The sequence below is a fragment of the Bacillus sp. KICET-3 genome (assembly GCF_033261025.1).
Lineage (GTDB): Bacteria > Bacillota > Bacilli > Bacillales > Bacillaceae > Bacillus > Bacillus sonorensis.
In genome coordinates this window covers 3,960,542-3,979,681 of record NZ_CP137345.1, presented here as the reverse complement: position 1 = coordinate 3,979,681, position 19,140 = coordinate 3,960,542, and the positions used below count along the sequence as shown (strand labels likewise).

The 19,140-nt window shown below is 47.8% G+C and carries 16 protein-coding genes; 12 read left to right on the top strand and 4 right to left on the bottom strand.

What is annotated here, in order from left to right:
* The first annotated feature begins 131 nt into the window (after positions 1-131).
* Positions 132-2,117 carry an excinuclease ABC subunit UvrB gene (gene uvrB / locus R5H20_RS20405; protein WP_006639232.1) on the top strand — a complete coding sequence of 662 codons (1,986 nt, stop codon included), beginning with the start codon at positions 132-134 and terminating at the stop codon, positions 2,115-2,117.
* Positions 2,118-2,124: 7 nt separating this feature from the next.
* Complete coding sequence (uvrA, locus tag R5H20_RS20400; RefSeq protein WP_006639231.1) at positions 2,125-4,998, top strand: excinuclease ABC subunit UvrA; 2,874 nt, start codon at positions 2,125-2,127, stop codon at positions 4,996-4,998.
* 263 nt (positions 4,999-5,261) lie between these two features.
* Here the strand turns inward: uvrA and R5H20_RS20395 are convergent, their stop codons facing one another.
* Positions 5,262-5,492 (bottom strand): hypothetical protein, encoded by a 231-nt coding sequence (locus R5H20_RS20395; RefSeq protein ID WP_006639229.1) that lies wholly within the window; start codon positions 5,490-5,492, stop codon positions 5,262-5,264.
* Between the two features lie 221 nt (positions 5,493-5,713).
* Here R5H20_RS20395 and R5H20_RS20390 point away from each other — a divergent pair, with 221 nt between their 5' ends.
* From R5H20_RS20390 to R5H20_RS20370, 5 genes are all read left to right on the top strand, one after another.
* Complete coding sequence (locus R5H20_RS20390) at positions 5,714-6,040, top strand: hypothetical protein (RefSeq protein ID WP_006639228.1); 327 nt, start codon at positions 5,714-5,716, stop codon at positions 6,038-6,040.
* 23 nt (positions 6,041-6,063) lie between these two features.
* Entirely contained in the window at positions 6,064-7,158 is a 1,095-nt protein-coding gene (locus R5H20_RS20385; protein ID WP_006639227.1) for a DUF4097 family beta strand repeat-containing protein, read from the top strand.
* Positions 7,159-7,162: 4 nt separating this feature from the next.
* Positions 7,163-7,360 (top strand): PspC domain-containing protein, encoded by a 198-nt coding sequence (locus R5H20_RS20380; protein WP_006639226.1) that lies wholly within the window; start codon positions 7,163-7,165, stop codon positions 7,358-7,360.
* On the top strand, positions 7,361-7,720 hold the full coding sequence (locus R5H20_RS20375; protein WP_006639225.1) for a phage holin family protein: 360 nt from the start codon (positions 7,361-7,363) through the stop codon (positions 7,718-7,720).
* 94 nt (positions 7,721-7,814) lie between these two features.
* On the top strand, positions 7,815-11,921 hold the full coding sequence (locus tag R5H20_RS20370; protein ID WP_006639224.1) for a metallophosphoesterase: 4,107 nt from the start codon (positions 7,815-7,817) through the stop codon (positions 11,919-11,921).
* Between the two features lie 19 nt (positions 11,922-11,940).
* On the opposite strand, the gene R5H20_RS20365 is transcribed toward R5H20_RS20370, so the two are convergent.
* A complete protein-coding gene (locus R5H20_RS20365; protein ID WP_006639223.1) occupies positions 11,941-13,503 on the bottom strand; it encodes an MFS transporter in 1,563 nt (520 codons plus the stop codon).
* Positions 13,504-13,645: 142 nt separating this feature from the next.
* Positions 13,646-14,128 carry a MarR family transcriptional regulator gene (locus tag R5H20_RS20360; protein ID WP_006639222.1) on the bottom strand — a complete coding sequence of 161 codons (483 nt, stop codon included), beginning with the start codon at positions 14,126-14,128 and terminating at the stop codon, positions 13,646-13,648.
* Positions 14,129-14,328: 200 nt separating this feature from the next.
* On the opposite strand from R5H20_RS20360, the gene hprK reads away from it, so the two are divergent.
* Genes hprK through R5H20_RS20335 form a run of 5 tightly spaced genes read left to right on the top strand, consistent with a single transcriptional unit; the run spans position 14,329 to position 18,207 of the window.
* Entirely contained in the window at positions 14,329-15,261 is a 933-nt protein-coding gene (gene hprK, locus R5H20_RS20355) for an HPr(Ser) kinase/phosphatase (protein ID WP_006639221.1), read from the top strand.
* A gap of 11 nt (positions 15,262-15,272) precedes the next feature.
* Positions 15,273-16,085 carry a prolipoprotein diacylglyceryl transferase gene (gene lgt, locus R5H20_RS20350; RefSeq protein ID WP_006639220.1) on the top strand — a complete coding sequence of 271 codons (813 nt, stop codon included), beginning with the start codon at positions 15,273-15,275 and terminating at the stop codon, positions 16,083-16,085.
* A 22-nt stretch (positions 16,086-16,107) separates the two neighbouring features.
* Positions 16,108-17,055 (top strand): nucleoside recognition domain-containing protein, encoded by a 948-nt coding sequence (locus R5H20_RS20345; protein ID WP_006639219.1) that lies wholly within the window; start codon positions 16,108-16,110, stop codon positions 17,053-17,055.
* Entirely contained in the window at positions 17,045-17,692 is a 648-nt protein-coding gene (gene ppaX / locus R5H20_RS20340; RefSeq protein ID WP_006639218.1) for a pyrophosphatase PpaX, read from the top strand. Before R5H20_RS20345 ends, ppaX begins: the two co-directional genes overlap by 11 nt.
* Positions 17,689-18,207, top strand: a complete 519-nt coding sequence (locus R5H20_RS20335) for an acyltransferase (protein WP_006639217.1) — start codon at positions 17,689-17,691, stop codon at positions 18,205-18,207. The genes ppaX and R5H20_RS20335 overlap by 4 nt, the downstream gene beginning before the upstream one ends.
* 18 nt (positions 18,208-18,225) lie before the next feature.
* Here the strand turns inward: R5H20_RS20335 and R5H20_RS20330 are convergent, their stop codons facing one another.
* Positions 18,226-18,891: a pectate lyase gene (locus R5H20_RS20330; protein WP_006639216.1), complete on the bottom strand. Its 666-nt coding sequence runs from the start codon at positions 18,889-18,891 to the stop codon at positions 18,226-18,228.
* Positions 18,892-19,140 lie beyond the last annotated feature (249 nt).

The window sequence follows — 19,140 nt, the reverse complement described above, 5'->3', positions numbered from 1 at the left end:
GGTTTTTTGATAGGACCGGAAAGGCCGTTTTTGTAGAAAAAATACGAAAACCGAACTTTAGTTCGTATTTTTGGTTTGATTGTGTTAAAATAATGAACAGGAAGATTTCGTAAGGAAACGGAGGCTTTTTTGTGAAAGACCGCTTTGAATTAGTCTCAAATTATCAGCCCCAGGGAGATCAGCCGAAAGCGATTGAACAGCTCGTTAAAGGCATAGGGGAAGGCAAAAAGCATCAAACGCTTTTGGGCGCGACCGGTACGGGAAAAACGTTTACCATTTCAAACGTGATTAAAGAGGTCAATAAACCGACCCTTGTCATTGCCCACAACAAGACGCTTGCCGGGCAGCTGTACAGCGAATTTAAGGAGTTTTTCCCCAACAATGCCGTCGAGTATTTTGTAAGCTATTATGATTACTATCAGCCTGAGGCCTATGTTCCGCAGACTGATACGTTTATTGAAAAAGATGCCAGCATTAATGATGAAATAGATAAATTAAGGCACTCGGCCACATCGGCACTTTTTGAACGCAAAGATGTCATCATCGTGGCGAGTGTCTCTTGTATTTACGGTTTGGGTTCTCCTGAGGAGTACAGGGAACTGGTGCTCTCTCTGAGAACGGAAATGGAAATCGAACGAAACGAGCTTCTCAGAAAGCTCGTCGATATCCAATATGCGCGAAACGACATCGATTTTCAGCGCGGAACATTCAGGGTGCGCGGCGATGTCGTCGAAATTTTCCCGGCGTCAAGGGATGAACATTGCATCCGGGTCGAGTTTTTCGGGGATGAAATCGAGCGCATCAGGGAAGTGGACGCCCTCACTGGCGAAATTTTGGGAGAGCGCGAACATATCGCAATTTTTCCGGCTTCCCACTTCGTAACGCGCGAAGAAAAAATGAAAAAAGCGATCATAAACATTGAAGCGGAGCTTGAAGAGCGGCTCAAGGTGCTGCGCGACGAAGGCAAGCTTCTCGAGGCCCAGCGTCTGGAGCAGCGCACGAAATACGATCTGGAAATGATGCGGGAAATGGGCTTCTGTTCAGGGATCGAAAACTATTCGAGACACTTGACGCTACGTCCGGCGGGATCCACTCCTTACACGCTGCTCGATTATTTTCCGGATGACTTCCTGATGGTCATCGATGAGTCGCACGTCACCATTCCTCAGGTCAGAGGGATGTATAACGGCGACCAGGCGAGAAAGCAGGTTCTCGTCGACCACGGGTTCAGGCTTCCTTCGGCTTTGGACAACAGGCCGCTGAGGTTCGAGGAGTTTGAAAAACACATTCATAACATCGTGTATGTATCGGCGACGCCTGGTCCTTATGAGCTTGATCATACTCCTGAAATGGTTGAGCAGATCATCCGGCCGACCGGGCTGCTTGATCCGATCATTGATGTAAGGCCGATCGAGGGACAGATCGATGATCTGATCGGGGAAATCCGCCAGAGAATCGACCGGAATGAGCGCGTGCTTGTCACAACACTGACGAAAAAGATGTCCGAGGATTTGACGGATTATCTGAAGGAGATCGGAATAAAGGTTACATACCTGCATTCCGAGATCAAAACGCTTGAACGGATCGAAATCATCCGTGATCTCCGCCTTGGCAAGCATGATGTCCTCGTCGGCATCAACCTGTTAAGGGAAGGTTTGGACATTCCGGAGGTTTCGCTCGTGGCGATACTGGATGCCGATAAAGAAGGCTTCCTCCGTTCTGAGCGCTCCTTGATCCAAACGATCGGCCGGGCGGCAAGAAACGCCGACGGCCGGGTCATTATGTACGCGGATAAAATCACGAATTCCATGGAAATCGCGATCAATGAGACGAAGCGACGCCGCGAGCAGCAGGAGGCATTTAACAGGAAACACGGCATTACACCGAAAACGATCAACAAAAAGATTCGCGATGTCATCCGTGCGACCTATGCGGCTGAGGATCAGGAAGAATATAAAGTGAAAGAGGAACCGAAGCTTTCGAAAATGACGAAGAAAGAGCGGGAAAAAGTAATCGCCCAGATGGAGCACGATATGAAGGAAGCTGCAAAAGCGCTTGACTTTGAACGTGCCGCTGAGCTTCGGGACTTGCTTCTAGAGTTAAAATCGGAAGGGTGAATTGAATATGGCAATGGAACGAATAGAGGTGAAAGGAGCAAGGGCGCATAATCTGAAAAACATCGATGTCTCCATCCCCAGGGATAAGCTTGTCGTTTTGACTGGCCTTTCCGGGTCAGGGAAGTCCTCCCTTGCGTTTGACACTATATATGCTGAAGGACAGAGACGCTATGTCGAATCTCTTTCCGCATATGCCCGCCAGTTTTTAGGGCAGATGGACAAACCTGATGTAGACGCGATCGAAGGCCTTTCTCCCGCGATCAGCATCGATCAGAAAACGACAAGCCGGAATCCCCGCTCAACAGTCGGAACGGTAACGGAAATCTATGATTATCTGCGTCTTTTGTATGCCAGAATCGGAAAGCCGGTTTGTCCGGTGCACGGGATCGAAATCACATCGCAGACGATCGAACAGATGACAGACCGGATTTTGGAATATCCGGAGCGGACAAAGATTCAAGTGCTTGCGCCGGTCGTCTCGGGACGAAAAGGATCGCACGTCAAAGTCCTGGATCAAATCAGGAAGCAGGGCTATGTGAGGGTCCGCATCGACGGAGAAATGAACGATCTTTCTGAAGAAATCGAGCTTGAAAAAAACAAAAAGCATTCGATTGAAGTGGTCGTCGACCGCATCGTCGTCAAAGAAGGCGTGACTGCCCGTCTGACAGATTCACTCGAAACCGCGCTCCGCCTTGGCGAGGGCCGGGTCATTATCGATGTGATCGGCCAGGAAGAGCTGCTTTTCAGCGAGCATCATGCCTGCCCCCACTGCGGCTTTTCGATTGGAGAGCTGGAGCCGAGAATGTTTTCTTTTAACAGTCCGTTCGGCGCCTGTCCAAGCTGTGACGGCCTGGGATCAAAGCTTGAAGTCGATGTGGAGCTCGTTATTCCGAACGATGAGCTGACGCTGAAGCAGCACGCCATCGCGCCTTGGGAACCGCAGAGTTCTCAATACTATCCAAAGCTGCTGGAAGCGGTGTGCAGTCATTATGGAATTGATATGGACGTGCCTGTGAAAGAGCTGCCGAAACACCATCTTGACAAGATTCTCTACGGCAGTGACGGTGAACAGGTTTATTTTAAATATGAAAATGACTTTGGACAGGTCCGTGAAAATTATATTGAATTTGAAGGCGTCATCCGCAATATCGAAAGACGCTATAAAGAAACAAGCTCAGACTATATCCGCGAGCAGATGGAAAAATACATGGCCAATCAGCCTTGTCCTTCATGCAAAGGATACCGGCTGAAAAAAGAATCGCTGGCCGTCCTGGTTAACGGCCTTCATATCGGAAAGATCACAGATATGTCGGTGGCGGACGGACTTCAGTTTTTCCGCAGTCTGGAGCTGTCCGAAAAAGATATGAAGATCGCCAATCTGATTTTGCGGGAGATTGAGGAAAGGCTCGGATTTTTAAATAATGTCGGACTGGATTATTTGACGCTCAGCCGGGCGGCGGGTACCCTTTCCGGAGGGGAGGCGCAGCGGATCCGCCTCGCGACGCAGATCGGCTCAAGGCTGACCGGCGTCCTTTACATCCTTGATGAGCCGTCAATCGGGCTTCATCAGCGCGACAATGACCGCTTGATTGACACGCTGAAAAATATGAGGGACATTGGCAACACATTGATTGTCGTTGAACATGATGAGGATACGATGCTTGCCGCCGATTATTTAATCGACATCGGACCCGGAGCGGGTGTTCACGGAGGCGAAGTCATTTCGGCGGGAACTCCTGAAGAAGTCATGAACGATGAGAAATCATTGACAGGACAATATCTGTCAGGGGAAAAATTCATTCCTCTGCCGCTTGAACGGAGAAAGCCCGACGGACGCTATATCGAAGTAAAAGGGGCAAAGGAAAACAATCTGAAAAATGTTTCCGTTAAGTTTCCGCTTGGCGTGTTTGCCGCTGTCACCGGTGTTTCCGGTTCAGGCAAAAGCACCCTCGTCAATGAAATTCTGCACAAAACGCTTGCCCAAAAACTGCATCGTGCAAAGGCCAAGCCGGGGGAATTCAAGGAAATCAAGGGGATCGAGCATCTCGATAAGGTGATTGACATCGACCAGTCCCCGATCGGCCGGACGCCGAGGTCAAACCCTGCCACATACACGGGCGTGTTTGACGATATCCGGGATGTGTTTGCCCAGACAAACGAAGCAAAAGTCAGAGGCTATAAAAAAGGGCGCTTTAGCTTCAACGTCAAAGGCGGCCGTTGTGAAGCATGCAAAGGCGATGGAATCATCAAAATCGAAATGCATTTTCTCCCGGATGTATACGTGCCTTGCGAAGTCTGCCACGGCAAACGGTATAATCGGGAAACGCTGCAGGTGACATACAAAGGAAAAAATATTTCTGACGTGCTTGACATGACGGTTGAAAATGCGGTGCAGTTTTTTGAAAATATACCGAAGATCAAGAGGAAGCTTCAGACCCTTTATGACGTCGGTCTTGGCTATATTAAGCTCGGACAGCCTGCGACGACGCTTTCAGGCGGTGAAGCGCAGCGCGTCAAACTTGCGTCTGAACTGCACAGAAGGTCAACCGGCCGATCCCTCTACATTTTGGACGAGCCGACGACAGGTCTGCATGTAGATGACATCGCAAGGCTTTTGGCCGTTCTCCAGCGGCTGGTCGAAAACGGCGATACCGTGCTTGTCATTGAACATAATCTCGATATTATTAAAGCGGCCGATTATTTGATCGATTTAGGTCCTGAAGGCGGTGACGGCGGCGGGACCATTGTTGCCGCCGGCCCGCCGGAAGATGTCATCAAAGTCGAAACTTCCTATACAGGACGTTATTTAAAGCCGATCATCGAACGCGACAAAAACAGAATGAAAAAACGGCTTCAGGAGAAAGAAGCCGTCAGACCTTGATAAGCGAAGCTGTCGACGCAACGTCGGCAGCTTTTTCGAATCGCTTCAAATTGTTCAAGCGATTTTCATTGCGCTTTCAAGAAATAGCTGTTATAAATCTTAGGGAAGAAAGAAAAAGCTGTAATATATCATGCATGAGAAAGCATCAGGTTCCAAACTCCGGGGCAACCCACGACGCGGACCAGTCTGGCGATTCAAGCGGGCAGGCGCCGGACCGTTCATCTAGCCGGGCTGACAAATTGACATGTGCCGATTGAATCTTACTATTTATTCGGATCACTGAGTTGTTGTGCCGCTTCCGTCAGGCTGTTTGTGATATGTGTGCTGCTGCTGCTGAGCAGAACTTTCAGATAGCGGATTTCATTTGAAAGCGGAGGCGCCGAGTTGATCGCTTCCAACTGGTTAATGATCCCTTGATTGATCCGTTTTTGTTCCTGAATCAGTTCAAAAAGCTGCGGAGCAAATGACGCATGTTCCGCCTGTCTATGTTTCATGACGCCGCCTCCTTCTTATTACTGGGCTTTGCACATATTGTAAAGGGTTATAAAAAAAGAATCTATTCATAAAATCTAGAAAAATCAATTTGCGAAGATTGACGCATGCCCATCGAATGAAAATGAAACAAAACGGCTATGATACACGTAGACTTGAGTATAAGGTCATTGTACATTGGACTCAGGAAGAACTGTTTTAAAACCTCAGGAGAGTGATCAGAATGACGAGAAACAACGCACTGATTTCTGCAATTTGTTATTTTAGCGTTTTTTTTGCCCCGCTTATTTTGCCTATTGCCGCGTATTTTATAACAGATGATCAAGAAACGAAAAAGCATGCGCTGCGCTCGCTCATATCGCATATTATTCCGTTTATCAGCGTAGTCATACTGGCGGCGGGTGCGGTGAGCGGAATGTTTATATTTGATGACGGCGGCTATTTCGCGTTTTTTTCTGTTTTCGGCGGCTTTATTTTTTTCGTGATCATCAGCTTGATTATTGCGATTTGGAACGTTATCCAGGGAATTAAAATGCTGACTCGGGTATAAAAGAACGAGAACGGGGGATTTTCATGACAAATGAAAAAGAACGGATTTTAAAATTGGTTGAGGCAGGGAAGCTGTCAGCGAAAGAAGCGCTGATCCTGATTGAAAAACTGGAAGAAGACTACAAGCAGAAAGAAAGCAAGATCACGGCATTATCCGAGAATGTCATTGAATCAGAACAGTTTTACAGCGAAAAGAAGAGAGAGCCGAAACCTTCAATCGGTTCCAAGCTGTTTGAATGGATTGACACCGCGGTTAAAAAAGTGAAAGAAGTTGATCTGGATTTGAATTTTGGGCAGTCATTCGAAGTCCAGCACATTTTCCAATTTAAAGATATAGATTTTTCCACACTCGACATTCAGCTGGCCAATGGCAGCGTCAATCTCCTCCCGTGGAGCGATGCAGATATGCGGGTCGAGTGCCAGGCGAAAATATACCGGACCGAAACCCTTGATGAAGCGAGGCGGGCTTTTCTTGAGCATATTGAATGCGGAAGCGAAGGAGATAAATTTTTGATCCGCACCGAGAAAAAGACGATGAAGACCAATCTGACCGTCTATATTCCAGACAAGGAATACGGCAAAATCCGCTTCAAGCTGTTTAACGGCCCGGTCAGGGGGGAACATTTAAACGTAAAAGAGCTTTCGGCCAAAACGACAAACGGCATTTTATCGTTTTCGGGGCTGACCGCCGGCAAAGCTTCATTGGAAACGGCCAATGGGCAGATCAAACTGGCGGACCACGAGTGCGGGGAGATTGAAGCGGAAACGATCAATGGGCTAATTGATCTGAAGGGATCGTGTGAGACCCTTGATTTGCAAAGCTTCAACGGCAATATTGCCGCAACTGTCAAGAGTCCGCACTGCCGTTCGGCTTATGTGAAAACGACGACGGGCAGCATTGAATTGAATGTTCCCCGCGACTGCGCCGTCACCGCAGAGCTGAAAAGCAATCTGGGTTCCCTGTCTAATGAACTGTCCGACGCGGAAATCCTTAAAGAAAAAAATGAAACGATACAGAAAGAAATGTATATAAAAGCAAATCAACATCATGATCAAAACATGACGGTATTTTTAGAATCAAAGACTGGATCGATTCATTTAAACCATACACAGGAGTGATATAATGAAAAGGCTATTTCGATCCGAAACAGACAGAAAAATTGCCGGGGTCGTCGGCGGCCTGGCCGAATATTTCCATATCGACGCAGCACTGCTCAGAATCATAACCGTCTTGTTGTTTATTTTTTCGACGGGAATTCCCGTGCTGCTGATATATATCGTCTGGGTGTTTGTAGTTCCAAATGAAGGAGACGTCAAATAGATGATAAGATGGATCATAAGCGTTCTTGTCAACGCCTTGTTACTCATCGTTATTGCCGGATATTTTGATTCGGTTCATGTCGGAAGCATCGGAGCGGCCATTTTGGCCAGCTTGATTTTATCGATTTTGAATGCATTTGTGAAGCCGGTGCTGATCATTCTCACATTGCCTGTCACGGTTGTGACGCTCGGTTTATTTTTATTTGTAATCAATGCCGTCACACTGTATATGACAGCGGCGATTATGGGCGACAGTTTTAACCTGGACGGCTTTGGGACAGCCATATTCGCGTCCATTGTCCTGTCGGTCTTTCACCTGCTGATCCAAAAAGCAATCATCGAACCGATGACAAAAAAGTAAAAAGGAGCCTGAAGCCTCAGGCTTCTTTTTTTTGCCTCGGATAAGTTTTCATAAAAAAGATGCGACAAGGCAAAATACGAAAGGGAGGTAGACGATGAAAAAGAACAGAAACCGCCAAACCCTTTTGTTGATTGTCGCAGCATATCTTTCGGTTATATCGGTGTCTCCCGTTTATGCGGCTGACATACAGCCGATAAGCGCAGAGCATGTTCAGCCAGCAGCAGGCGCAGGCGAAAACTCGCCTGTCATAAGGCATACACCTGTAGAAAAAGGGGAGAAGGGCGAGGATTTGCTTTTTACGGCAAAGACGGATGCAGACACCGTGATCCTGTATTACAAACAAAATGAAGAGCTGCCGTTTCGTGCGGTTCCAATGGAAATTGTACCAGGCAAAAAGGAAAGCTACATTGCCAAAGTTGACAGCGGAGCATTCACTTCCGACAAGGTTGTTTATTATATTGAAGCCCGGCATGGCGATCATTCTGCCAAAACGGAGATGTACACCATCGATATAAACGGGTTTCAAGAAGATGTTCAGAAGCTGCCTGAGCTTTTGATTACTGAAATGGTTGTCGATTCAGCCAATGTCGGCGGAAAAGACGGATATGAATTTATTGAAGTTTATAATAATACGAATGAACCTGTTCATTTGAACAGCTACAATATGAGATACAGACATCCTGAAAAGGGAAAGGAATCTGATGTGCTCTGGCCTTTTGAACAGGACGGTATCACGATTCCTTCAGGAAAAACACATGTTTTTTGGCTGAAAAACGAGGCCAACGGACATTTAACGGCTGCTGATTTCAACCGTCATTACGGCGTTCATCTGGAAGAAGGCAAGACATTGTCCGGATTGAAAGGAGGCGGGATGGCCAACCTGGCATCAAGGGATCTGGTCATGACCACGGACAGCGGGGAAGAGATCGCCGTCGCACATTATGATCATCAGCCCGGATGGACCGACGCGGCCGAGGATAAAGCGATTCTTTATAAGTACCCGATTGACGGTACAAAGCATATGGCGAAAATATCGAGCGGGGAAATGAAACCGTCGCCAGGCTCGCTTTTAAGGGAACAGACACCATCAGAAATGGTGACGATTCTGCCGGATAGAGAAAGACCGCGAATCCGGGATCTCACTGCCCGTCAACCGGTTAAGCCTGGAGAGACGATTCAGCTTTTGGCAGATATAAAAGACAATAAACAGGTCAAAAAAGCACAGTTTTTTTACCGGATGAGCGATGATGAAGCATTTATCGGAGTCAGCGCCGAAAAAAGCGAAACGGACGGCCTCTACCGTCATACCATCGATTTCACCGAATGGATCGGTAAGGAAAAGTTTGAGTATTATATAAAAGCGAGTGACGGCTCTAATACGGTCGCTGGAGGAAAGAAAACGATCCCGTTTGAACAAAGCTTTCTAAAAGGACTCAGGCTTAATGTGCAAGAGGGAGACACCGTTTCCGGGAATATGATGCTGAAGGCCACTTCGGAAGGACCGCCTGAGGAGACGGTCATCCGGATTGACGGAAAAAAACAAAAGCCGGCCGGCACAGCCCTTGAAAAGACCGCCTATTTTGCTTTTGACGTCAATAAAACGAACCTTTATTTTAAAAATGCGGTGACCATCGGAAAGCGGGTTCAAAAAATATTTGATGACACATACCATCGGTACAAGACGATTACCGTACCGGTTCCGCCTGAAGAATTTTCAAAGGGCAAGCCCTTTTCCATCAAAGTCCGTTCAGGTACGAAAGCATCTCCATTTCAACAATCGGCTGCAGAAAACCGCGACGATTTTTTACTGAAAAACCCGCGCCTCATTTTGGCGGACGGAACGGTCATCCGTGATGATCGCTATACCGATCCGTCATCTGCTCTCCGCGTCGGGAACAACCGGGATGCGGAGAAGTGGTATGAATTTCGTTTTTCTGTGCACGATGCCAGTTTTAAGTCGCTGGCCTTTCATTGGAAAACAAAAGACTGGAAGGAAGGCTGGCATACGATTGAAGCGGAGAACCGTGAAGAAAGAGTAAAACGGAAGGTAATGGTTGATCACAGCGGTCCGCAAATCAAAACTTCCATAAAAGACGGAAAAGCCTATAAAGGGGTGTTTACCCTTGATGCGGCCGTCAAAGACAAACGGAGCGGAATCAAAGAAATCAAAGCGTCTCTTGACGGCAAAACGATTTCTTTGCCGCATGCCGCGGCATCCGCAGACCTGGCTGCCGGAAAACATGTCTTTAAAGTAAAAGCGGTCGACAGCGCGGGCAATGCCACGGTTGCGAAAAAAGTCTTTTACATCAAAAAGGAACAGCCTGAAAAACCCGAAAAAATCAAAACCCGCTCCGGCAGCACACAGGCTGAATTAGCCGTACGCGTCAAAGATCCTACAAAAGACAAACTGAAGGTTTCCTTTTATCGGGGCCATCAATATACGGTAAAGGATGAAGAGCATGTCAAAGTCTCGGTAAATGGAAGCGAGACAGAGCCGCCCAGGGGGTTTGCCGTTCATGGAGAGAAGCCGCTGTCCAAAGAAGAGCGCAGCAGCTTATCGGCAGCCGACGGACAAGGCTTTGAGACCGTTTCTACGACCCGGTTTCCGTATCACCGTTTTGATGTGAAAATCGCTGGAAATGTTGGTCGACATGATAAAGCGGAAGTGACATGGCGGGGAAGCTCCCTTCCGGGGAGAAAGGTATCCATGTTCGCCTGGAACTTCAAGAAAAATAAATGGGATGCGATTGTTTACCAAATTGCAAAAGATGAAAAGGCTTTTACACTTAAGGGAAACATCAAGACGGCAGACCATGTCCGCCATTCCCGGGCGAGCATCATCATTCAGGACCAAATCCGGCTTTCTCCTGATGATTATACCTTTATCTGGATGTCGGACACCCAATATTATGCCGAAAGCTATCCGCATATTTTTGAAAAGCAGGTCAAATGGATCGCAGAGCAGAAAGACAGGCTGAACATTCAATATGTTTTCCATACGGGAGATATTGTGGATGAAGCCGATCAGCCCGTTCAATGGAAGCGGGCTGATCAATATATGAAGGTGCTTGACAAGCATCAGGTGCCATACGGCGTACTGGCGGGAAACCACGATGTCAGCCATAAGGATCGTTCGTATGTGAGCTACGGCAAATACTTCGGCGAGAAGCGCTTCAAGCATAAACCATTTTACGGAGGCTCCTTTTTGAACAATAAGGGGCACTACGATTTGATTTCCAGCGGGGGCAACGACTATATCATGCTCTACATGGGCTGGGGAATCGGAACAAAAGAACTGCGGTGGCTGGATGAGGTGCTGAAAAAGTATCCTGACAGGAAAGCGATCCTGTCGTTCCACGAATTTTTGCTTGTGAGCGGTAGCAGGAGCCCGATCGGCGACAGGATATTTGAGCATGTCATCAAACCGAATCAAAATGTCATCGCTGTTTTAAGCGGCCATTATCACAGTTCCAATTTGAAAGTAGACAAGCTTGATGACGACGGCGACGGCCGTCCGGACAGGAACGTGTACCAAATGCTTGCCGATTATCAAGGCGGGCCTGAAGGCGGTCAAGGCTATTTGAGGATTTTTCAGGTCGATCCGAAGCGCGATACTATTCATGTCAAAACATATTCGCCATACCTTGATGATTATCATTTTTATGATCCGCATCAATATGGAGCAAAAGATGAATTCAGCATCAAAACCGATCTGAAACCGCGCCGGAAAAAAGTCAAAACCGACTACTTTGAACTGAATGTGTTTTCTCGCCAGCAAATCGGCGAAGCGAAAAAAGTCAAAAGCGGAAAAACGGCGTCTGTAACCTGGGACCGTTTAAAGCCGAACACAGACTATTTTTGGTATGCCGAAGCGGTTGACCAATATGGCGGCAAAAGCCGGTCTGACATTTGGAATTTCACGACGAAGCAAGAAGATGTGAAGCCGTTTTCAAGTAATAAAGGGCCAGAGTGGCCTGCTTCCGCACACCACAGGAACATGTCGGACAGTTCTGCGACAGGCTGTGGAAAGTCAACAGATCCACCCCTCTCAGCCGGACATGATGGGCCCGCCCGCATGGTATGCGAAGCGGGGCTCCCTTCCTTGATCAATGTCTTAAAAAACCGGCTTCCGCTTGCCGAGATTGGATTTTTGCTGGCCACATACACGATTCTCGATCGTAAAAAGCACTTGTTTTCCTAGCGGATGGCAAGTGTTTTTTTTACATGTCCCGGCGGGCCTGTTTGTTTCTATAGGCCGATAATATGGTGATTGCGCCAATCACAATAATGGACATGACGGCAGCGGCTAAGTAAAGCTTTCCAAACCCGGTTCCATTGCTCTCTTGAATCGCGTCTGTGATGATCTGTTTTATATTTGGATCCGGAATTTGGCTGAGCTTTTCTTTCAGCTGCAGCGCGTTTGCTTCGCCTCCTGCAAATGAATTCGCGGGGATGCCGTTGTCTTTTAGTTTTGCGGTGATACGGCTGGCGATATTTTCGTAGCCGGCCGTGATAAATCCGGCATAAAGCGCAGGCGCCAGTGTCAGCCCCATTTGCCTGACGAGCGACAATGTCCCGAGCGCGGTTCCGTAATGCTGTTTTGCTGACTCTGATACGAGCATGTTTAAAGGCGCACCTAACAGAAAGCCAAAACCGATCCCGGCGGTCACGCTCGCTAAAACAAATTCCCATTTTTCCGTCACCCAGACTGACAACAGCAAAAAGCCCAAAAATGAAACGGCTCCTGAGAGCAATGTTGTTTTAACCGGGCCTTTTTTGTCGGCCATCATTCCGCCCAGTCCGGCCCCCGCGCCTGAGGCAAGCGCAAGCGGCGTCATCCAGTAGCCCGCTTTTTCCGGAGCGACATGCAAATACTGTTCCGCATATGATGGAATAAAAATGACGGCTGCCAACAGTCCCCCGGATAAGAAACCGATAAAAAGCGTCCATTGAAACACCCTGTTTTTCAATAAGCTGTAGGCGAGGATCGGATCTCCGCCTTTTTGCTCCACCCGTTTTTCATAAAAAAACAGTCCTGCAAACAAAACGAGGCCGGCCGCGAGAAAAGAGAAAACATCGGGATCGGCCAAGCCGGCCAATATATCTTGGCCATTCAGATTGGTTATGCCGTACATGACGGACAAAATCGCCAAAGATAAAATGACGGTTCCCGTCAGATCGAGAGGTTTTATTTGATCGGCTTTTGTTTCGCTGATAAGCGGAAAGCTGAAGAGGACAAGCCCGGCGGCAATCGGCAAATTAATTAAAAACAGCCAATGCCAGCTTCCGGCGATATCAAGAATAAAGCTGCCGATATTCGGACCGAGCACGGCGGCGATGCCGTTCATCGCGCCCAACAGTCCAAGCGCAGTCCCTTGTTTTTCTTTCGGAAGCACCGTGAGAACATGGGAGCTTCCGATAATGAAAATGCCGCCCCCGCCAAGCGATTGAATGAGACGCGCCAATAAAAACATCGGAAAGCTTTGGCTGATGGCAACCAATAATGACCCTATGCCAAAAAGCGTGACCTCTGCAATAAAAAGCTTTTTTCTTCCATAACGGTCTGACAGCTTTCCGACAATCGGAACACTGACGGCCAAGCCGAGTGTATAAAGCGTAATTCCCCATGCCCCCCATGAAGGGGATACTTGAAAAGACTTATTGATTGTCGTAAGTGCTGCTGAAATAATGCCATTGTCCAAGGCTGCCATAAACACGCCGATCGTAAACAGAAAAATCGCCCATTTCTGGTTTGGTTCGGCTTTTGGAAGAGTGGCGGACATCATGATTCCCTCCTTATATGATTAACTTAAAATAAATAATTCACTTTAAATGAATTATTTTTATCATCCTTGAAAATCCTTATTTTGTCAAAAGGAATTTTTCATCAAAAAAAAAGCCGCGCCTGTACCGGCTGCGGCTTTTTTAGTCTGCTTCATTTGATTTCAGCGCTTTTTCAAGGATGCTGAGCCCCTCATTCACTTTTTTCTTTTCGTCTTCATTCAGCATCTGGAGGGCCTTTTTCAGCTTCTCATGCCCTTTTTTATACAAGCCCCGGAAAATGTCTTTTGCTCTTTCCGTCAATTCGACGACGATCGTTCTTCGATCTGTCTCAGAATGCGTTCTTTTAATAAAATCGGCCTGTTCAAGGCGGCCGAGCAGCCCGGTCATATTTGGCAGGGAGGCGCCCATTTTTTCGGCGATCTCCGAGACTTTCAGTTTTCCGTGGTTGTTCAAAAGCATTAATACTTTCATTTGCGGCATACTGATATCAAGCTTCATCCATTCAGAGACATCCCCAAGTCCCGCGGCTGTCAGGACTTTCATATATAGAACCCATGTTTCTTTTTCCTCAGGTGAAAGGATGTCCTCATTCAGCACGGTTGTATCATGAATATTGTATTCCACGCTCTGTTCACTTCCTTTAAACGTTCCTCTCTTCATACTACTGATTTTTCGGGATGAAAGAAAGCCTTTCACCGGGCGGCCGCCGGGAAATCGTCATAAGCTTTATTTATCAAAAATAGTTTTAGGTTCATTTTGAAAGTGATAGAATAAAGCTGAATGTCTAGTTTTTCTTCACCTGAGAAGAGGAGGGTGCATCAATCGTGCCGAAAGTTCGAACAAAAGATGTGATGGATAAATTTAAGCTGGAGCTGATCAGCGGAGAAGAAGGAATCAACCGACCGATTACGATGAGTGATTTGTCAAGGCCGGGGCTTGAAATGGCGGGATATTTTACATACTATCCGAAAGAACGGGTCCAGCTGCTTGGAAAAACCGAAATTACCTTTTTTGAGAAGCTTCCTGAAGAAGAAAAAAAACAGCGGATGCTTTCGTTGTGCACTGAAATTACGCCGGCGATCATTCTGTCGCGTGATTTGCCGATTCCGTCCGAACTGATTGAAGCTTCTGAAGAAAAAGGCGTACCTGTGCTGCGTTCGCCTTTGAAAACCACGCGCCTGTCCAGCCGCCTGACGAATTTTCTCGAAAGCCAGCTGGCTCCGACGACGGCAATTCACGGCGTGCTCGTGGATGTCTACGGCGTAGGGGTTTTGATTATTGGAAAGAGCGGCGTCGGAAAAAGTGAAACCGCTTTGGAGCTTGTCAAAAGGGGCCACCGTCTTGTTGCGGATGACTGCGTGGAGATCAGGCAGGAGGATCAGGACACACTGATCGGGAGCGCGCCTGAATTAATTGAGCATCTCCTTGAAATCAGAGGCCTCGGCATTATCAATGTTATGACATTATTCGGCGCGGGAGCCGTCAGAAGTTTTAAACGGATCACCCTTGTGATGAGCCTGGAGCTTTGGGAGCAGGGAAAACAATATGACCGTTTAGGGCTTGAAGAAGAAACAATGAAAATCATAGATACCGACATTCCAAAGCTGACCATTCCGGTCCGTCCGGGAAGAAACCTCGCTGTCATTATCGAAGTGGCCGCCATGAACTTCAGGCTGAAGCGGATGGGTCTGAATGCGGCGGAGCAATTCACCAATAAACTCGCGGATGTGATTGAAGATGGTGAGCTTGAAGAATAGGAGCTGACAATATGAATGAAACGATTGAACCTTTAAATCCGATTGCCTTTCACTTAGGGCCGATTGCCGTCCACTGGTACGGGATCATCATCGGTTTAGGCGCGCTGCTTGGATTGTGGCTGGCAGTCAGGGAAGGCGAACGGAGAGGGCTGCATAAAGACACGTTTGTAGATCTGGTGCTTTTTGCGATCCCGATTGCGATTATATGCGCGAGAACATACTATGTCATTTTTCAATGGGACTATTACAGCCAGCACCCTGATCAGATCATTCAGATATGGAACGGGGGCCTTGCGATCCACGGCGGTCTCATAGGGGCCGTGTTGACGGGGATCATTTATGCAAGGGTAAAGGGCCTTTCCTTTTGGAAGCTCGCCGATATCGCGGCTCCAAGCATTCTTTTGGGCCAGGCGATCGGCCGCTGGGGGAACTTTATGAATCAGGAAGCCCACGGCGGAGCTGTATCAAGGGCGTTTTTAGAAAACCTGCATTTGCCTGATTTCATCATCAACCAAATGTATATCAACGGGCAATATTATCATCCTACATTTTTATATGAATCATTATGGAGCTTTACGGGAGTCATTGTTTTACTTCTTTTGAGAAAAGCGAATTTAAAGAGGGGCGAATTGTTTTTACTCTATATCATCTGGTATTCGATCGGCCGCTACTATATCGAAGGCCTGCGCACGGACAGCCTGATGCTGACGGAATCGCTCCGCATCGCCCAGGTCATTTCCATTGCTCTGATCGTATGCGCCGTTGCGCTTCTTCTGTTCAGACGTTTAAAAGGTGATGAGATTAAACGATATCAAGAGATGTAGATTGCATAAAGGGGAGACAGCAATGAAGGGAACCTTAAAAGCCGGGGCGGAAGCGGGCCTGAAAACGACATGGACGCTCGGAAAGGTGATTTTTCCGGTTACGCTGATTGTCAGCCTGCTTCAGCATACTCCGGTGATGGACTGGATGATCAAGCTGATCACTCCGGCGATGGGAATTTTCGGTCTTTCAGGGGAAGCGGCAATCCCGCTTGTTTTGGGCAACATGCTCAATTTGTATGCCGGAATTGCGGGTATACTGACGCTCGATTTGTCTGTCAAAGAAGTCTTTATATTGGCTGTCATGCTGTCGTTTTGCCATAACCTGATTATTGAATCGACAGTCGCTTCAAGGGTCGGAATCAAGATATGGCTCATTCTGATTGTCCGCATCGGCCTTGCCGGCGTCTCCGCCATCCTGATCAATCTTGTGTGGCACGGAGGACAGGAGGCGGCCAAATACGGTTTGATATCGGCAAAGGCTGCGGCTCCATCCGGCTGGATTGACATCTCGCTTGAAGCCGTCACAAAGGCGGGGCTTGGGATTCTGCAGCTGGCAGCGATTGTCATACCGCTGATGATCATCATTCAGTATATGAGGGACCTCGGCTGGCTGAACATCTTTTCCAAGTGGTTCGCGCCGTTGACGAGAATGCTCGGAATGAAAGAAAACACATCGATGACAATGGTCGCCGGACTGACCATCGGGCTAGCCTATGGAGCAGGCGTCATGATCAAGGCTGTCGAGGAAGACGGCGTCAGCAACCGGGATGTGACGCTTGCATTCATTTTTCTTGTCGCCTGCCATGCCGTCGTTGAAGATACATTGGTATTTATTCCGCTCGGCATTCCGGTCTGGCCGCTGCTTATGATCAGGCTTGTGACAGCGGTCATCTTGACGATCGCAGTCTCGCGTCTGTGGAGGAAACCGGGTTATTCCGTTCGGAGAAAGGAAGCTTTGTATGAAAATTAATACGGTTTTATTTGATTTGGATGGAACGCTCATTAATACAAATGAGCTGATCATCGCATCGTTTTTGCATACCCTTGAGCATTATACCCCAGGCCGCTATACAAGGGAGGATGTGCTTGCATTTATTGGACCTTCCCTTTACGAAACCTTCAGCGGGATAGATCGGGATAATACTGAAGAAATGATCAGCATGTACCGCGAGTTCAACCATAAAATGCACGATCAGCTCGTGACGGAATATGATACGGTTTACGAGACGCTCGACCGCTTGGCCCAAGAAGGGTATAAGCTCGGCATTGTGACGACGAAGCTGCGCGATACCGTCAACATGGGTCTTGAGCTGACGGGTTTAGGCCGTTTCTTTGATACGGTCGTGACGCTTGATGATGTAAAGCGTGCCAAGCCCGATCCTGAGCCTGTTCTGCTTGCGCTTTCCAAGCTTGGCAGCCGCCCCGATGAAGCGATCATGGTCGGCGACAATTACCACGATATTTTAGCTGGGAAACATGCGGGCACAAAAACTGCGGGCGTCGCTTGGGCGATTAAAGGGGAAGCAAGCCTTGCCAAGCATCAGCCCGACTATATGCTCGGCAAAATGAGCGACCTTCTTGCGATTCTCGGAGTGGAGCAGGCTTGAGAAAAACGAAGCGTTATCCGGTGTCAGGCGCCAACTCCTTATGGCATGTCTATCAAACGGTTCCGTTTTTCAAAGTGGTCAAAAACTTTATCGTCATTCAGACGGCCCGCTATACACCGTTTCTCGGGGTGAAAAACTGGATGTACAGAACGTTTTTGCGGATGAAGATCGGAGAGCAAAGCTCATTTGCCTTGATGGTCATGCTTGATGTGATGTTTCCCGAAAAAATATCCGTCGGCCGTAATACCGTGATCGGCTACAATACAACGATTCTAGCCCATGAGTATTTAATTAAAGAGTATCGTCTCGGTGAGGTCGCAATCGGAGATGAGGTGATGATCGGAGCGAACACGACGATCCTTCCCGGCGTAACCATCGGAGACGGCGCCGTCGTTTCCGCCGGAACGCTCGTTCATAAGGACGTTCCGCCGGGTGCTTTTGTCGGCGGCAATCCGATGCGGCTCATTTATACAAAAGAAGAAATGGAGAAACGGATGGAAACCCCCTCTGAGTAGACAGAGGGGGTTTCATTGCTAGAATTCCTGATTGTTTTTTTCCGTCACATGCTTTACTCCGATCCACTTTTTGCCGACATTCGAGTATCTTGTGTTTGTCATCGTCACGGTGCTTGTCGAGCTGTCCGTTCTGAAAATGGCTTCCTTCATGTTGGTGATGGTGCAGCTGTCAATCACGACGGAAGTCTTAAAGGTTGAGCCGCCGAGCTGGCGAATGAACTTGCCCCCTTGATCAGCGGTGAAGTTTTTCACCGTAAACGTGCTTGCTTTGTTGATTTGAAAAATCTTATCTGAGGCCAGGCGCGCAGATCCGCCGTTGATCGTGACATTTCCCTTTTGTTTCACAGTCAGGGCGTCCTCTCCGACATCCTCCCAAACGACATTATTGATCGAAGCGTTTCCGTAAGTGTGAACGCCATCAGCAGCCGGTGCGCCAAGCACGACATTTTTCAGCGTCGCCCCATCCTCCACCTTGAAAATCGGTTTTTGGCCTTCTTTCTGACTGCCGTCGCCAAGCTCCGGACCAGCCGTAAAACGCTGTCCTTTTCCATCATAAGTCTTCCCTTTTTCAACGACAATCGTTTGATGGACGACCTCTGCGGCAGAGGCTTTTTCGGGAAAAGCCTGTCCGCACAAACCGGCAACCAAACCTGACAGCACGACCAAACCAGCTAATTTTTTCATGACTGAAACCCTCCTAAAGATTTAGTTTTGGCTGACATTCAGCCATGTCTCCTGCCTTCATCCCTGCCGTCATTTTCGTTCTGGTTCTTTTGCATCGAAAGTGAGACATCTAATTTCGCTATTATCATAAAAGGAAATCTCGCGATTGTAAACTAATCATTTCAAAATATGTAAAAATACAGTAAATTACACACGGAATGAGACATCGGTTTATTCATTTTTTTAAATCTGTCAATGAAAATTGAGCTA

What these genes read in the sequence shown, in the direction of transcription:
- R5H20_RS20380 (WP_006639226.1), top strand. Translation starts at nt 7,163, where the DNA reads ATGAAAAGGCTATTTCGATCCGAAACAGACAGAAAAATTGCCGGGGTC.
- lgt (WP_006639220.1), top strand. Translation starts at nt 15,273, where the DNA reads ATGAATGAAACGATTGAACCTTTAAATCCGATTGCCTTTCACTTAGGG.
- R5H20_RS20395 (WP_006639229.1), bottom strand. Translation starts at nt 5,492, where the DNA reads ATGAAACATAGACAGGCGGAACATGCGTCATTTGCTCCGCAGCTTTTT.
- R5H20_RS20365 (WP_006639223.1), bottom strand. Translation starts at nt 13,503, where the DNA reads ATGTCCGCCACTCTTCCAAAAGCCGAACCAAACCAGAAATGGGCGATT.
- R5H20_RS20385 (WP_006639227.1), top strand. Translation starts at nt 6,064, where the DNA reads ATGACAAATGAAAAAGAACGGATTTTAAAATTGGTTGAGGCAGGGAAG.
- R5H20_RS20390 (WP_006639228.1), top strand. Translation starts at nt 5,714, where the DNA reads ATGACGAGAAACAACGCACTGATTTCTGCAATTTGTTATTTTAGCGTT.
- uvrA (WP_006639231.1), top strand. Translation starts at nt 2,125, where the DNA reads ATGGCAATGGAACGAATAGAGGTGAAAGGAGCAAGGGCGCATAATCTG.
- R5H20_RS20345 (WP_006639219.1), top strand. Translation starts at nt 16,108, where the DNA reads ATGAAGGGAACCTTAAAAGCCGGGGCGGAAGCGGGCCTGAAAACGACA.
- ppaX (WP_006639218.1), top strand. Translation starts at nt 17,045, where the DNA reads ATGAAAATTAATACGGTTTTATTTGATTTGGATGGAACGCTCATTAAT.
- R5H20_RS20370 (WP_006639224.1), top strand. Translation starts at nt 7,815, where the DNA reads ATGAAAAAGAACAGAAACCGCCAAACCCTTTTGTTGATTGTCGCAGCA.
- R5H20_RS20375 (WP_006639225.1), top strand. Translation starts at nt 7,361, where the DNA reads ATGATAAGATGGATCATAAGCGTTCTTGTCAACGCCTTGTTACTCATC.
- R5H20_RS20330 (WP_006639216.1), bottom strand. Translation starts at nt 18,891, where the DNA reads ATGAAAAAATTAGCTGGTTTGGTCGTGCTGTCAGGTTTGGTTGCCGGT.